The 16,162-nt window shown below is 40.2% G+C and carries 9 protein-coding genes and 1 pseudogene; 4 read left to right on the top strand and 6 right to left on the bottom strand.

Annotated elements, in window-relative coordinates; genetic code table 11:
* Positions 1-90: 90 nt before the first annotated feature.
* Both HWQ23_RS02035 and HWQ23_RS02040 read right to left on the bottom strand, forming a co-directional pair.
* The gene (locus HWQ23_RS02035; RefSeq protein ID WP_292823099.1) at positions 91-921 is read right to left on the bottom strand and encodes a squalene/phytoene synthase family protein; all 831 of its coding nucleotides are present in this window, start codon (positions 919-921) and stop codon (positions 91-93) included.
* Between the two features lie 1,022 nt (positions 922-1,943).
* A complete protein-coding gene (locus HWQ23_RS02040) occupies positions 1,944-3,125 on the bottom strand; it encodes an RNA-guided endonuclease InsQ/TnpB family protein (RefSeq protein ID WP_292823100.1) in 1,182 nt (393 codons plus the stop codon).
* Between the two features lie 108 nt (positions 3,126-3,233).
* Here HWQ23_RS02040 and HWQ23_RS02045 point away from each other — a divergent pair.
* From HWQ23_RS02045 to HWQ23_RS02060, 4 genes and pseudogenes are all read left to right on the top strand, one after another.
* Positions 3,234-3,644 (top strand): annotated as a pseudogene (locus HWQ23_RS02045) (Uma2 family endonuclease); the annotation flags it as partial.
* Positions 3,645-3,849: 205 nt separating this feature from the next.
* Positions 3,850-4,404: a type IV pilin-like G/H family protein gene (locus HWQ23_RS02050; RefSeq protein WP_292823101.1), complete on the top strand. Its 555-nt coding sequence runs from the start codon at positions 3,850-3,852 to the stop codon at positions 4,402-4,404.
* A gap of 234 nt (positions 4,405-4,638) precedes the next feature.
* The gene (locus HWQ23_RS02055) at positions 4,639-5,193 is read left to right on the top strand and encodes a type IV pilin-like G/H family protein (RefSeq protein WP_292823102.1); all 555 of its coding nucleotides are present in this window, start codon (positions 4,639-4,641) and stop codon (positions 5,191-5,193) included.
* Positions 5,194-5,332: 139 nt separating this feature from the next.
* Entirely contained in the window at positions 5,333-7,552 is a 2,220-nt protein-coding gene (locus tag HWQ23_RS02060; protein ID WP_292823103.1) for an O-linked N-acetylglucosamine transferase, SPINDLY family protein, read from the top strand.
* Positions 7,553-7,953: 401 nt separating this feature from the next.
* Here the strand turns inward: HWQ23_RS02060 and HWQ23_RS33345 are convergent, their stop codons facing one another.
* The 4 genes from HWQ23_RS33345 to HWQ23_RS02080 all read right to left on the bottom strand — a co-directional run bounded on the left by HWQ23_RS33345 (position 7,954) and on the right by HWQ23_RS02080 (position 16,150).
* Positions 7,954-12,666, bottom strand: coding sequence for an O-linked N-acetylglucosamine transferase family protein (locus tag HWQ23_RS33345; protein WP_365740396.1), 4,713 nt, complete (start codon positions 12,664-12,666; stop codon positions 7,954-7,956).
* Between the two features lie 258 nt (positions 12,667-12,924).
* Positions 12,925-13,905 (bottom strand): hypothetical protein, encoded by a 981-nt coding sequence (locus HWQ23_RS02070; RefSeq protein ID WP_292823104.1) that lies wholly within the window; start codon positions 13,903-13,905, stop codon positions 12,925-12,927.
* The gene (locus HWQ23_RS02075) at positions 13,902-15,170 is read right to left on the bottom strand and encodes a DegT/DnrJ/EryC1/StrS aminotransferase family protein (RefSeq protein ID WP_292823105.1); all 1,269 of its coding nucleotides are present in this window, start codon (positions 15,168-15,170) and stop codon (positions 13,902-13,904) included. The genes HWQ23_RS02070 and HWQ23_RS02075 overlap by 4 nt, the downstream gene beginning before the upstream one ends.
* Before the next feature lie 8 nt (positions 15,171-15,178).
* The gene (locus HWQ23_RS02080; protein WP_292823106.1) at positions 15,179-16,150 is read right to left on the bottom strand and encodes a Gfo/Idh/MocA family protein; all 972 of its coding nucleotides are present in this window, start codon (positions 16,148-16,150) and stop codon (positions 15,179-15,181) included.
* Positions 16,151-16,162: the final 12 nt, after the last annotated feature.

Genomic DNA, 16,162 nt, shown 5'->3' on the forward strand with positions numbered 1-16,162 from the left:
CTGGCTCCCCTACAGCGATTTTCTGTAGGATTTTGGATGCCCAATTTTGGAGGCAATTTAGAATCATCTCCATTACTCGTTAAGAGACTATTAGCTGGCTTTCATGTTCACACTAATCAGCTGTTCGATAAGTGCAACAACATCACTGCGACTGAGTTTCTCTTTACCATTAGCAAGAGCGTCAAGAGTGCCATTAGCCAAGGTTAAGGGAATTTGGCAAAAATCTAAGGCGGGGCCCGTAGGAAGGTCTTTGGTGTACGCTTCTGCCAGGGCTAGATTGCGCCGCGCATACTCTTGCATATTTGCTGCACTCCAACCCTCTGGGAAAAAGTCTACCCCACGCCCTAAATCTTCAGTATGATTACGCAGGATATTAACTGCTTGTAAACCCCGACCAAACCCAATTGCCTGGGTACGGTTAGTTTGGGTTCCATCGTACCAAGTCCATAAGTCCGATAGTAACAATCCCACTGCACCTGCAACCCCAAAGGTATAACGATCCAAATCAGACTCTGTGTAAATTTTCCAGTTTCTTTCTGCCCAGTAAGCCATCCGGTCTGCCATTGCAGCAGTAGCATCCCAAATTCGAGGTGCAATGGTCTCTGGTGCTAGCAGCGACCATTCTCTAACCCTGACAGTGACTTCTTCTAAGGTATTCTCATACCCGCTAAATCCTGCAAAGAAAGCATCTACCGCGAAGCCATCAACTCCTGCCTGTAATGTCAGACTAATCGCTCTTAACAGCTTTGCTTTAGTAGGGTTATCTAGTTCAGGATGATCTTCAATTTCATCAATGGCACGCATACACAAATATGCTGATGCTACTGCTTCTTGCAATCCTGGCGGTAAAAGACTAATTGGGATATAAAAAGTTCGGCTAGTTTCTTTGAGGATTTGCAATGCATCTCTACGTAAATTCATGTTTTCACTCCCCACTTGATTTTTGCACCACATGAAGTTTGCAGTTTTTTGATGATACTGGATATAGTTTTGACTAAACCTTAAAAACTATAGACCATAAGATACGCTAGTATTTCATCTAAAAATTAATAGTTTTTGGTGTTGCAATTAACAAAACTCTCAAATTTATCAAAGTCTAATCTAGTATATAGGTTTTTGGTTGCAAAAATGCGTAAGGTGTCGTTTGATATAGCTTTCATCAACTTTTAGTTTAGATATAAAGAATTATGGTAATGTTTGGTTGATTAACGCGAAATTGTTCCATGAGCAAACATCCATTTTCGGGATTTTAAAGTGTTTTAAGTCTGCGTTAATCTGACTAACAAAGTGTAATTATTGTATATATAAAGACAACTTAGGAAAAGCTGGTAACGGATAACAGTAACTATACGCACCTTTAGATGCGAACGGCGGCTTGTCGAAGAGTTAGGGTAAGTTAAATTCGACATAAACGGCTGCGATGCCTAGGTTGGGCTACGCCTACCCTTACGCTTAATCGGTTAGAGTGGGAACCTCCTTGCTGTTCAAGGTGACATAAAATGACCATAACCCAGAACAAGAAGTTCCCGTATATTTACGATATTGACAATAAAAAGGTAGTCTGTTTGCCCACTCAACAAAATATTTGTGGATATTTGACCTCTCACCGGTCTGAAGATATGGAAATTTAAATAGTTGTTTCAAGTCAGACTAAAGCTGTGGTCTCCACTTTTTACTTGTTTTCCACTGATGTCAGCCGATTAATCGCTGGGACGTTAGAGGTTGTTTGAAAAGTATTAGGCGAATATAATTCGCTACTACACAGGCGAAGTCCACCTCCGTGGACTAAGAGAAAATTAAGGGTTTCAAACCTACCTCCGTAGGTAAAGTCTTGTGTAGCCGCGACTTCTAGTCGCCCGGCTAGTATTGCGACTTTTCAAACATCCTCTTAGATTACTTGTCCGTGCGTCTCGGTTGAGTACCTTCTTAAATATCTGGGTAAGCTAACCCCCGCCCTTTAGGGCGGGGCTTTGTAGTAGCCCTGAGCTATCTATATTGAGAGAACAACATAGACATCTCGAACCTCCGGGCAAGCTTACAGATTGCCCCAATAAAGAAATCATTTTTGCACCATTCAAATCAGCATCACCATGCCAGCCACAATTACCACATTTGAAACGTTTATCAGACGTGCCACCAATGTGCAAACATTGGTGGCACGTCTGACTTGTGTAGGCTGGTGGCACAGCAATTACTTCTACTCCTTCCTTGATTCCTTTGTACTCAAGAAAGAAGCGCAATTGATAAAAAGACCAAGAGTTAGAACGTCTGCGCTCAACTTTATTTCTAGGTTGCTTCAGGGTACGTTCTCTAATTCCAGTCAAGTTTTCAATTGCAACAATAGCATTTTTTGCCATTGCTTCCTTGATAATGCGGTAGCTGATTTGATGGTTGAGCCATTGCTGAAATCTTCTCTCACGCCCCGACAGCCGTTGCAAAATCCGTCTCGCACGTCGGCGAGTAGACCTTGTGCCTTTCGTGGCCTTTTGTTGTAGAGAAGCTCTAGTTTTGGCGTATCTATCTCGAATATCAGTTATTTGTTTACCGTCCCATTTGTCCCCATTGCTAGTTACAGCGATCTCCCGTCTCCCAAAATCTACACCAATAACGTTGGTAGCTTTGAGTGCTTGGGGAACCTCATCTTTGACTTGAATATGAATATAGTAGGAACCATCCCGATGTTTACACAACTGTGCCGATGTTGGTTTTTTACCTTTGAGTTTCCCCAATTGGTAATTACCAATATCCATTTTGATATGTTCCCTACAACTGAGCAAATTCAAGCTAACAGTCCAGTCTTTCTCTCTAAATGCAAAAATCCTCGCGTCGTAATCGGCGCTGGTTGCCTTGAAAGATAAAACAAGTTTATCCTGCTGCTTTGCTGTTTTACGGTTAGATCCTACTCTGGCACAAGCTCTGACAGCCAAATTAGCAGACAACCCAAACAACGAACGCAAGTCTTGATAGACCATATTCTGAATGGTTGTCTTATTTGTAACTTGGGGTTTAACCTGCTGATTAGCATAGTTGCAAGCGTCCGCAAACGCTTTGAGTGTCGCCTCTATTTTGACAACCTGTTCAGATGTGGGGTTAAGCTTGCAAACCAATGTCAGCACTTGTTCCATGCTGCCTATTGTATCACATGTGAAGAGTATTTTTTGAAAGGCGTTTAAATTCGCCTGCGCCTTACCCCCATGTCTAAAGCCAGGGGCTTCCACGGCGCGAGGTGTTTGGTGATGTCGCACAAGCTACGACGGGTAACTGGTTCTGGCGCAGGGTTTATTCTCCCTAGTATAGAAGAGGACGACTCGGAAAAAACAAACCTGCGATCGCCTGACGTGTCTTTTGTTCGGGCTAACTGATTGAAGAAGACCAAGCGCGACTTTGTGGAGTTGGTTCCACTGATGGTTAAGATTAAATCTAAAAGCGACAGAATTAAACCGCTTGAAGAGAAGATTCAGTTATTTTTGCAGCTTGGGTCTGTAGTCGGCATACTGATTGACCCTGATAAATTGACAGCAACGGTTTACCGAATAAACCAAGCCCCGGTGGTGATGCAGAATAGCGACACGCTTACACTACCAGACTTGCTACCAGGTTGGGGGCTGGCAATATCAGAACTGTGGCCACCTGAGTTTGAATAAGGTACTCTCACAATCGAAATTGAGAATCTAGCCCTTGGTCTACACCAGGGGCTTAGTGATGTTCCTGCCATTTGGGATGCAAGGATTCTGGATTGTGTAACTGTATCTCCCCAAACTTTTTTTCTCAAGGTGATAGGAAAGCGATCGCAGTTGGGTAAGTTACATCTAGAACACCGAATCACTTCCTACCCCCGGAAAAACACTTATGAAAACCGAACTAAAAGCCAAGTTTCTCCAACACATCGTCGCCAAGAAGAAGGGAGATGAGGGTTTTACACTTATTGAATTACTAGTAGTAATTATCATCATTGGTATTTTGTCTGCGATCGCACTACCTTCTTTCTTGAACCAAGCAAACAAAGCCAAGCAGTCAGAAGCTAAAACCTACGTGGGTTCCATGAACCGCGCACAGCAAGCTTTTTACTTAGAAAATACTTCATTTACAACTTCAATTGGTGCTTTAGGTCTTGGTATTGCAACACAAACCGTTAATTACCAATACTCGGCTGCCCTGCTGACGGGCAATACTGTAGTAAGCAACCTAGCACAAGTAATAGTTAGCACTGCGCCTCTCAAAAGCTATGTTGGTATTGTAGAGCTGACAACCCAATCTGCTACCAATGAAGCTACTACCGTAGCTGTTTTGTGTGAATCTAGCAACGCTATGGTTAACGCTGGTGTAAACGCAGATGCCGCTACAGTTGTCTACACTGCTGGAACACCTACTTGTCCCGCCAGCTTTGTCTCTTTGGCTAAGTAACTAACCAAGGACAAAGAGTATATAAATTGTCTCTCAACTAGATATTTTCCAAAGTGGGTAGATGCTTCTATCCACTTTATTTCAATTTTGTGATTTATTCACAACCCAATTCTATTCGCCAGGGCTATAAATATGGTCAAAATTTTTTCGGGGTGGGCTGATATCAAAGCAAATGTGAGTGGATAAGTTACATTTAGAACACCCAAGCCTTTTATAACCTCCGGAAAAACACTTATGAAAACCGAACTAAAAGCCAAATTTCTCCAGCACATCGTCGCCAAGAAGAAGGGAGATGAGGGTTTTACACTTATTGAATTACTAGTAGTAATTATCATCATTGGTATTTTGTCTGCGATCGCACTACCTTCTTTCTTGAACCAAGCAAACAAAGCCAAGCAGTCAGAAGCTAAAACCTACGTGGGTTCCATGAACCGCGCACAGCAAGCTTTTTACTTAGAAAATACTTCATTTACAACTTCAATTGGTGCTTTAGGTCTTGGTATTGCAACACAAACCGTTAATTACCAATACTCGGCTGCCCTGCTGACGGGCAATACTGTAGTAAGCAACCTAGCACAAGTAATAGTTAGCACTGCGCCTCTCAAAAGCTATGTTGGTATTGTAGAGCTGACAACCCAATCTGCTACCAATGAAGCTACTACCGTAGCTGTTTTGTGTGAAGCTAACAACGCTATGGTTAACGCTGGTGTAAACGCAACTGGGGCTACAATTGTGTATACCGCTGGAAAACCTAGTTGTCCCGCCAGCTTTGTCTCTTTGGCTAAGTAACCAACCAAGGACAAAGAGCATATAAATTGTCTCTCAACTAGATATTTTCGCAAGTGGGTAGATGCTTCTATCCACTTTATTTCAATTTTGTGATTTATTCACAATTAGATTGCCCATACCTTTCTCTATGAGAATCACAATGATTACTGATATATATAATTGGCAAAATCAAGCTAAACAATACTTCATTCAAGAAAAATATTCGCAAGCAGCACAGTTATATGAACAAGCAATAGCAAGAGAACCAAATGTTATTTTTTATTATTGGCATTTAGGACTACTATTGCTATTACAAGGGCAAGAAGCAGAAGCTCAAATGACTTGGATGCTGCCAATGACAGAGGCAGATGAAGAACAGTTACCAATTTGGACAAATGAACTATTTCAAGTTTTGCAAATAGAAGCTGCAAGACGCGAAACACTGGCAGAATATTCTCTAGCTTGGTTAATTCGCCAACACATGCGGGAAATTAATCCTAGTTATATAAATAATTTGCTTCAAATTCTTATACTTTCTATCAAATTGGAAAAGATTGAAGAAATTGATAATTTGAACGAGTGGGGATTAATTGAAAGCTTAAACGCAAAAGAAAATATAGAAATCGATCTCAAATTATTAATCCAAGTTTTAAAAGAATTTTTAAATACTGTTCCCTTACATCCAAGTAATCTAAATTTAATAGAAGCTAGTCTGCCTTATTTCTCTGATACTGACCAATGCTTCTCTATAGTGCTTCCTGCTGCTATCCAAATTGGTCATACTTTGCGGCAGCCTTTACTAGCAGCATCTCTACTAGAATTACATTTACGATTGCAGCCAGATAATGTAGAAATTTTGCGGCACTTAGCGATTTTTTATCAAGATGCTCGTAATTATTCTCAAGGAATTGAGACAGCTAGGTTGTGTTATTCCTTATCAGAAGGTTTGGCTGATAAAATTTTTGCACTCCATTTGCTGTTAAGGGGGCTAATGTCAGCAGGAGGATATTGGCAAGAGATATGTACAACTTGTCAAGAATTGGAAACTGTGTTTCAACAGTTTATTGAAGCTCAACGAATTCCTTTAGAAGAAGGAAGAATATTACGGTTGCTTACACCATTTTTTGCGATACCTCACATTAAAGATGCTCCTGCTGAATTTCGAGCTATGCTTAATAAGGTAGCTGATATTTTTAATAATTATATTCAACCTTTTGCCCAATCAGAAGGAAAAAACTATGTTCGTAAAATTATTAATAATCAATCTTTAACACATCATCAAAATAAATTAAAAATTGGTTATATATCTTACGCTTTAAGGAATCATTCTGTTGGTTGGCTAGCTCGCTGGTTATTTCAACATCATAATCAAGATAAATTTGATATTCATACTTATTTTGTTAACTACACATTACTAGATGACTATCTCCAAGAGTGGTATCTAATTCACGCAGGTAAAGCTCACAAATTAGGCATGAATGGTCTAGAAATTGCTGACCAGATATATCAAGATGAAATTGATATTTTAATTGACCTTGATAGCATTACTTTAGATATTACTTGTGAAGTGATGGCACTCAAGCCAGCCCCAATTCAAGTTACTTGGCTGGGGTGGGATGCATCAGGCATACCTGCAATTGATTACTTTATCGCAGATCCTTATGTACTACCAGATGATGCACAAAATTACTATACAGAGAAAATCTGGCGATTACCTCAAACTTACATAGCAGTAGATGGTTTTGAAGTGGGTGTCCCAACTCTCCGCCGCGATGACTTGGATATTCCTATGGATGCCGTTGTATATCTCAGCGCCCAAAGAGGATATAAACGCCATCCAGAAACGACAAGGTGGCAAATGCAAATTATTAAACAAGTACCTAACAGCTACTTTTTGATTAAAGGATTTGCTGAGGAGGAAGCAATTAAACGCTTTTTTTACCAAATTGCCGAAGAAGAAGGTGTAGATTGTTCTCGGTTACGATTTTTACCAATAGTTTATTTAGAGTCAGTTCATCGTGCTAATTTAGGCATTGCTGATATTGTATTAGATACATTTCCCTACAACGGAGCGACAACAACCCTAGAAACATTGTGGATGGGTATCCCCTTGGTGACGCGAGTTGGTGAACAATTTGCAGCGCGTAACAGCTACACAATGATGATAAATGCGGGTATCACAGAAGGGATTGCCTGGACTGATGAAGAGTATATAGAATGGGGTGTGCGTTTGGGGAAGGATGAAGTTTTACGCCAGCAAGTTGCTCTGAAACTGAAAGCATCGCGGCAAACAGCACCATTGTGGAATGGCAAACAGTTTACCCGTGAAATGGAAAAGGCTTATGAGCAAATGTGGCAGAAGTATATTGAGGAAAAATAAGCTCGTAGTGAAGGCTTGAGCGCTCAAAATAACCTCTAAGCTCGACTTTATCCATTTTTTGGCAATGCTCAAGCTGAGGCTGGAACCTTTGTGGGACGGTAGCTTTACTTTTTATATTTCAACGATAATCTGTGACGTAGAAAAAGTATTTGCTAAAAAGCCAGGGTTTTTGCCGGATAAAGAAAAGCGAGTTCTTAATTTTGGATAAAGTCGAGCTAAGAGGATGTTTGAAAAGTTGTTTGTGATGTATCAAAGACTTGTAGATCCTCCTAAATCCCCCGATAAATTAGGGGACTTTGATTCCGCTTCCCCCCGATTCAAAGCCTCTCTGTATTGCGTCCAAACGATAAGCGCTATAATCAAATGCTGGGTTATTACCCATATAGGAGGCTTGACTACCATTAGACAGGTGTGATCTCTAATTTGGATGCAAGTAAGCTATCTACATTGCAGAATGGGAGATTTTCTGCTTTCGCTTGTGCGATCGCCTGTTGATTATCTGTCGCTAAAGCAATTCGAGTATGAATTCTAGGCAAAAGAGTTTTCCATTGTGTATCACTCATCTTACTAAGCAGAGAAATTTCTGGCCCCTCAGTTATATCTACATCACCCTCCATGAGCAAATTCATGGTCAAAGACGATAAAAGCATATCAGCTTCTTCCTCACAAACGTTGTGAGTATCTATCAGGAGAGTTATGTGATTTTTATCTGGGTGAGTAGTGAGAGTAGAAATGACACTTGCTAAATCTTGATATAGTAGGTCTTCTGGCTGTGACCAGTCTGGGAAAATAATTAGGTTAATATCTCCTAAGCGGAAATTTTGACTCAGAGTATCTGCAAGATATTTACTAAATAGTTCTTGGAATAGGCTGCCTATTTTAGCTGAGTAAGAGCGGCTATCTAGAAAACTAGGATTACCTTGCATTTTTTCCTTGATTTGGGCGCTCTTTTGCTGGCGTAATTCAGGATCAGTTCCAAGTGCGATCGCTAACTGTATATAAGACTCTTCACTATCTGCAACTAAATCAGGGACATCTAGTGCTTGCACCATTGCAGCCCCCATTGCAGAACGAAAGGTGGTTCCCTGTCTAGCGATTACTGGCAGATTAACTTGTAGCGGTTCTACTAAAGAAGTTGTCCCTGCAAATGGATAGGAATCTAGATAGACATCGGCAATTTTGAAGTATTCTTTAACTTCTTCCCGGTTTGGCACTGGCTGAGGATCTAAAACTATTAATTGTTCAGATGGTATCCCATGCTTTGAAAATACTTTAATTAAGTGATTCATAAAAGCTTTCTTAGGATAATTATTTGACCAATTTGGGCCAAATGGCAGAAGCACTAAAACGGAGTTGGGAACTCGATAAATAATTTTCGCCCATGTATTAATTAGTTCAGGGATGATTTTGTAGAAGTTAGCGCCAGAGATAAAAATAACTATTTCTTCAGGGATACCTAAACTTTCTCGATCAACTTTGATTGTTACATTTTCTTGTTCATTACCATAACTAAAGGAATGAGCAGTTCCTTCTAGCTTGACTAACTTTTCTCGATATTGTTGTTCTGACGTTGCTGATGGATCGGTGTGCGTACCTGAGATGTAATAATCAATATGCTGCATTCCAGTTGTTACAACCGATCCACCACTAGTAATTTGTATTCTAGCTAACCTATGCATTGATAAGAGTGAGATTTGATTCGTTACCGCAGTCAGATTGGTAGCAATGAATAATATATCTAGGTCATCAGCACGAATGGTATTTGCTTGTTCTGCTAAATCTTGTGGCAGCAGCTTAAAGGAGTTGGCACAACTTTGGCAATATTGCTCTAAAGGATGACCCGTTTGATTCAGTGAGTACAAAATTACTTCAAAGTAGCGGCTGATATATTCATAAACAGGAAGCGTAGCAAATGTTTCTGCTGAAGGCAGAAAATGCGCTGCTAGAATACCCATCCGAATTTTTTTTCTGGTTACAGGTCTATCGTCAAATTCATAATTTACTTGACAGCCATTAATTTTCAAGAAAAAGTCTAGTATTTCCGCACGTTTAACATAGATATCTTTAAGATTAACTTCATTAAAGTATAGAGGAATGAAATTGGCAATTTGGACAAAATGTTGAACAACTTCATCCCAGAATAGAGAACCTTGATTCTTAAATATGGATGTGTGTAAGTAATCAACCCACCCCTGCATATAGTGATAGTAATTCTCTGATTCTCCCAGTCCTTGAAAGTAAACTTGAGGTTGAAGCAGGAATTTCAGATAACTATTAATAAACCATGTAGGAATAGTAGAGATGTCATGCTGTAAAGGTAACTGGTCAGTATAACGATACAGCATAGCTGCCAATATATGCTGAAGTGATTTTGGTTCATCAAATCCTCTAAAAATATATACAGTAATTTCATCTAAAAAAGCTTTTTCACTAGCAGTAAATGCTTCATTTCTTATACCACTATCGAGCAATATTTGATGTGCTTTGCCAAAATTTCCTAAGTATATGCTTTCAATTTCAGAGTCTGATATTTTTAGCCATTGCTGGGCAACTTGATAACGAGCCTGACGGATATTTGCTATTGCTGTGCGACTAGTTGGATCTTGTTGATATTGTTTGACGTAAGTAGAAATTTTAGAAAAAATCTCTTCTTCTTGACCTTGAACATATACATTAACTTCAGGAGCGAATTGTTTTTGGATTTCCTGCTGATATTCCTGGGTTATTGGCAAATGATTTTGGCCTAACTTAGATACTGACTTAACTACAAGCAATTCAGCCCTGACATGAATTACTCCATCAGGGGATTCTTCATGTTCAAGTTTTACAGCTTTAAACTCACCTTTAAATCCATACCTTCTACAAAGTTCGATATAAGCTGGAAATTCACTACAGTAGTACAGAAAAGAATTAATATTCCAAAAGCTGATATGAGTGGGGTCTTGAAAAGCTCCTCGACCATCTGTAGATGGCACACGAATATCAACTTTGGCACCAGGTTTACAGACTCTCCAAATCTCATTCATTGTATGAATTCGTTCATAGAGATGTTCGATAATGTCGTGCGCTCTCAACTCGTCTACTGAGCTATCAGGAAAGGGAAATTCTTTACTGAGGTCAGCAACGATATCAACACCAACACCAGGAGCAATATCTACACCAATGAAATTTTTAGGTTTATGAATTCCACAGCCGATATCTACACATAATATATCCGCTTGTGTTGTAAATTTTCTATAGTCAGTTGATAACTTATCTTGCATTGCAATCTCCCTTTTAACAAAATTTATAATCCGCTCAGTCGCCTTACCATCTAGTTCGCCTAAGTATTGTTGTGTAAACAATTTTTGTTTTTTCTGTTGGCGATCTCTTTCCTCATAATCACTTTTTAGCTTTTCAATTGCCGGAATTAATTCTTCGCGATTATATACTCCTATTGCTGTACCTTCTATGGCATAGGGTTTATAATCTCTCATTCCTAACAAATCTATAAAAATACAAGGTTTACTCAGTGCGATCGCATAACTTAGTACACTGGTTGCTCCGCCAATAACAATATCACTTTCGTGAATTTGATCGAGTATATTACTTGAGTTATCAATTTTGACATTGACAGCAACGAGATTAGCTAAGTCGCGCAAGTAATCCATATTTTCAGCACCGTGAGGTCTGATAACAATGTCAACATGCAATTGCTTGGCTGCTTCCAGAAGCGTTTCATACAAATAATGGTAAGACTTATGTGTTGATGTACTTAAAAATAGTAACTGCCCTTCGACATGAGCAACCTGTTTTCTTTTTATACTGCTGAGATGCTGTCTTATCTCCTTTTCAATCCAAGGCCAGCCAGTAACAAGAACTTGTTTAGCTGACCAACCAAGATTTTCTACATAATAATGCTGACCATAAGAACCCCAGGTAGCCACATAATCAGGTCTAGTTTCAGCATAATTATGCTGCCAGTAATGCATATCTGAGCGTTGATTTTTTAATATTTGAGTCTCAGAAGATCCATGCTCAATTACGAGTTTTTTAACTTCATACAGTTTTGCTACCGCTCCCAATGAACGCGCTGCTAGTGAAACTTCTTCCGCCATGACGATAAATTTAGGTTGCACCTGAGCTAGTACCCAGTGAGCACATTCTATCCAAGCGCGAACAAAGGGAATATCAAAGCTTAATAACAGGTCTACTCTTGATTGAACAATTTTCCAGATGTCTAGCGGATAGTCCAAAAAAGCATCGGTAAATCGCTGATCATTCAAAAGCTGATTAATTTGTATTGAATTTGTATTGTTTAAATCTTGAATGAGAGGAACAGGAATTGAATCTGAAGCATCATGCCATCCCAACCATAGATTCTGTTGAATTAAATCTAGTGTTTTGAGATTAAAAGAATTTGCCAATGCTTCACCAATAGGTGTATAGTTTTTTAAAAAATTATTTTGGAGTGCTAATAAAACGTCTGATTTTAGTAAGTTTTTACTTGGGGTTACTGTGGCTCTTTGGCTATGTTGAGGCTGCCAAGGCTCATATTGCGATCTATAAACCAATTCAATCTGCTGCTCTTGAGCATTTGATGATTTTAACGTAGTAGTAATTTCTAAATCTTTTATAATTACTCCTATATTCCTCATAGACCCCCATACTTGATTTTCATAATTAGTTTGAGGTGGAGGAGCCAAACCCCACTGTGTAACAGCAGTAAATGGTGATTGGTTTACCCAAATTTCTTTGGGTTGGTATTTTCGGATAATTGCTAGTGCGAGGTGATAGGAAATTACAGCTTCGTAGAAAAAATAGTAGAGAAGATGGAGAGAACAAGATAAAATATCAATATCTTGGTAAATGAGTGATAGCCCATAATCAGGGCCAACCTTTCGCAAAGTTTCCTCAAATTTACATCTTAGATATTCTGCTTCATTGGCAATAGTACAAAAATCTAATTGCCGATATAATTCAACGGCATCATCCGCAGGAATTCTTGCTGAACGAAAGACTAAATGAGGCTCAATTCCTGAATAAATAACTTTACCTTCTTTTAATAGCTCTGGGTGTGCAATTAGCCACTCAGCATCTGCAAGTGTATATGCTAGGTATAATCTATCAACCATTGAAGAAACCCCATATTATTGATTTAGTTTTTTTTGCATCTTGTTTGATTTCATCTCCTAGTTATATATCTCAATATCTCGGAGTTAAACCTAAGCTTAGATGCACTGCGCTCAAGTTTTTAAGTGTGTAAATAACACTAGCCTTAGTATCTAAATTAATATAGAGATATAGCATGAAGATTAAAGAACTATTTTCAGGCTAAATTACTCCACACCATATAGTACCCGACACTTTAAAAAATCTTTCAAAGTCAATAACTAAATTATTGACTTGCATAACTGCGCTACTCGAAAATCTGCATCGCGCTGCTGTTCAACAAATTGTTCTTCTATTTCCCTATATTGAGGAAAATACAAAAACTCTCGTAGCTTTTCTGATGAGTTTAGGGGAATCGTGATTCCCCTTTGATTGGTAATAAGTGTGTCATCGACACCAATCACCAAGCTACCGGCTGGTATTCCCATTAAAGCCGCCTCAATTAATATAATTGAGGTAATTCCTAGCATTATATCTTGCTGATGCAAAGTGGCAAGTGTATCAGCACTTTCGTCAATGGCAAATGGCAAACCTGATTGTGCCAGTAAATCAAGTGAAGCACGGCACTTACCTTGGCGAGGATGAAAGCGGATCAGCAGCTTTTTTAAAGGTTTATAGTCAGTTAATACTTTAATTAAGATACGGAGTATTTCAATTTCATTGGCATTGGGTTGAGACGCAAAGAGAATATTTTCTAGTGGTTTTAAAATACTTTTCTTGTTTTTTTGTCTAGAAATAAGCCAAGCAAAATAAGGCTGCCCCACAACGCGTATCCGCTTTTCTGGTATTCCATCAGCAAGCATTCCTGTTGCACACACTTCATCTAAAGCTGTGATGATATCTGGAAAAGTTGGTTCCGCATTAGGATTGTTGAGTGGTTGAAAACGCTGTCGATAATTTGCCCAATAGTCTATCACAGCAATACTAGTAATACGCTCTTGCCTCGCCCAAAAAATAGCATCGCGTTCAAACTCATCATATTGAGATGTTCCTGTGAGCAGAATATCTCCTGTTAATCTCACAAAAAGAGTTTGGTGTTCCTCAGAAATTGGTATGCAAGCAACTTCAAGGCGTTGAAATTGACGGATGGCTGGGCCTTTGGCATACGCTTCAACCTCTGTACCTGCTTCTCGCAAGGCTGCAACTGTTGCGGCGACAGCATTAGCACCGCCTGGATCGTGAGCGATCGCAAGTATCTTCATTCATCTTTCCCTTGACTTAACTCTTTGGCATGAGCCAGGACTTTAGCCACAGAAGCTATGAAACGATCAACTAGGTCAATACCCCCAGGTATTTGGATGAGAGTTGTAGATAAAAGTGTCTGGTTATATGTCTTTTCGGCTATGGGACAGACACCAGTAGGATGAGTGACAATTGTCTTGCCTTCTTGTTGCAGCTTTTGGAAAAGAGGTAGTCTGTATAAGGGACGCACATAACGCCCCGTCACAGGACATCCTTCTGCTTGAAGTGCCTCCACAAATCTGTCCCGCGACAATCCAGCTTGTTGTGGATCGATCCAAATGGGATATGTATAGTAAACATGGCGATCGCCAGAGACAACTTTAGCCGTCCGTAGCGCTTTAAACTCAGACAGCCCTTGGTCTAAAGCTTCAGCAATTTTCAGCCTTGGCTGTGTCAATTCTTCTAAACGTTGGAGTTGAACCTGAGCGATCACTGCCTGAAGTTCAGTTAAACGGTAATTATAACCAACAATATCAGCATCTTCATACCAGTTTTCCGCTTCAATTGCGTTCTCTCCATGATTACGTACCAGTGCCACCCGCCGCGCCAAGCGATCGTCATTAGTAACTACAACCCCCCCTTCACCACACTGAATCGTTTTGTGACAATTGAGGCTGAACACCCCCAAATGCCCAATTGTTCCCAGCCAACGCCCCTGATGCTGACCTCCCGGTGCTTGGGAATTGTCCTCAATTAAAATCAAACCGTGTCGATCTGCTAACTCACGTAAGCGCACCAGTTGGGCCGGGCCTCCAAACAAATTGACTGCGATAATTGCTTTTGTGCGTGATCCGATAGCACCTTCAACGGCTTCTGGATCAATGCAGCAACTAGCCTCCTCTTGATCAACAAAAACAGGAGTGCCATTTGCCATAACCACTGCTGTTGCCGTTGCTGACATCGTTTGTGGTGGCACAATTACCTCATCACCAAAATTAACACCGGCTGCAATCACAGCGGCATGTAAACCACTAGTAGCAGAGTTAACACTTAAAGCGTGACGAACATTAAAGTAGTCAGCCCATTGTTCTTCCAAAGTGCGAACTTCTTTGCCACCCATAAAGTACAGTCCAGCAGCACCAATATAGTCAGATAAAATACCGCTTTTCAATACTTGAATCGCGGCTTCAGTCTCCTGGAAACTAGTACTAATATACCTTGGTAATGCCTCTGGAAAAACCTTGGAACCTCCGAGCAAAGCCGGTTTTTCTCTACTAATAACCATCAAATTACCTACTTAATTAGAAATTTGTTGTTTCTTGCCATTTCAACAACTTGTAAAGCAAGCACACCATCAGCGCCAGAACAGGTTGGTTGTCCGCCAATTCGTGCTAATTGCACAGCTTCGGTGACAGCCCCCAAAATGTGGCCTTTTAAGCCAGCTTCACAGATCATCTTTGCGTGACCTAACTCTTGAAAACCTGACCATTGACTAGGTTGAACTGTCTGCCAAGTAACTTGCCCTCCCCCGGCGCTATACCGTAGCATACCGCCGGTTCCCCAGAGTTCGCCTTCGCCGATTGAACACCTAGTTCCACGTACTGCAATCAAATATGCAGTTAATCCGCTGTTCCAGGATAGTGCAATTGACTCAGAAGTGTCATCTTCAGCAACAGGTGATTTTTCCAGACGATATGCTGAAGCAACTGATCCGAATAAAGCTAATAACATATCGATCCAATGGGTTCCATTGTGGAGCAAACCACCGTTGTAGCGTAAGCAGGCACCAATTGGAGTTCCCAAGCCATCATCCTGGTTCGTTAGATATTTCAAGGCTTGTAGCATTGGTGTCCAACGACGCGAATAGTTAGTTATCAAAATACAGCCTTGTGCAGAGCAAGCGGCTAGGATTATTTCTGCCTCTGCTGCATTAATTCCAAGGGGTTTTTCGCACAGGATGACGCGGGGTTGCCAAGCGAGTGCAGCAATAACTCCCTGAGCGTGTAAGTGAGTGGGACTACATATTGATACTACGTCCAGGTGAAGTCCATCTGGTACATCTTTCAAACTGGAGTATATTTGTGCTTCAGAAAAACGTTGTTGAAAATCTCTACAGGCTTCTGAATCTGGATCTACTCCTAATACAACTGTTACGTTAGGGATTTGAGCATACCCTTCAGAATGGCTGAGTGGATCGCCTTGTGGGGAAATGCCAAAGCGATGCCCAATTTTTCCCAAACCAATAATACCGACACACACTTTCATGAGTTTAATCTC

The sequence above is a fragment of the Nostoc sp. JL33 genome (assembly GCF_017114985.1).
Lineage (GTDB): Bacteria > Cyanobacteriota > Cyanobacteriia > Cyanobacteriales > Nostocaceae > Nostoc.

Coding starts and splice junctions, on each gene's coding strand:
- HWQ23_RS02035 (WP_292823099.1), bottom strand. CDS start 921: ATGAATTTACGTAGAGATGCATTGCAAATCCTCAAAGAAACTAGCCGA.
- HWQ23_RS02040 (WP_292823100.1), bottom strand. CDS start 3,125: ATGGAACAAGTGCTGACATTGGTTTGCAAGCTTAACCCCACATCTGAA.
- HWQ23_RS02060 (WP_292823103.1), top strand. CDS start 5,333: ATGATTACTGATATATATAATTGGCAAAATCAAGCTAAACAATACTTC.
- HWQ23_RS02080 (WP_292823106.1), bottom strand. CDS start 16,150: ATGAAAGTGTGTGTCGGTATTATTGGTTTGGGAAAAATTGGGCATCGC.
- HWQ23_RS02070 (WP_292823104.1), bottom strand. CDS start 13,905: ATGAAGATACTTGCGATCGCTCACGATCCAGGCGGTGCTAATGCTGTC.
- HWQ23_RS02055 (WP_292823102.1), top strand. CDS start 4,639: ATGAAAACCGAACTAAAAGCCAAATTTCTCCAGCACATCGTCGCCAAG.
- HWQ23_RS02050 (WP_292823101.1), top strand. CDS start 3,850: ATGAAAACCGAACTAAAAGCCAAGTTTCTCCAACACATCGTCGCCAAG.
- HWQ23_RS02075 (WP_292823105.1), bottom strand. CDS start 15,170: ATGGTTATTAGTAGAGAAAAACCGGCTTTGCTCGGAGGTTCCAAGGTT.
- HWQ23_RS33345 (WP_365740396.1), bottom strand. CDS start 12,666: ATGGTTGATAGATTATACCTAGCATATACACTTGCAGATGCTGAGTGG.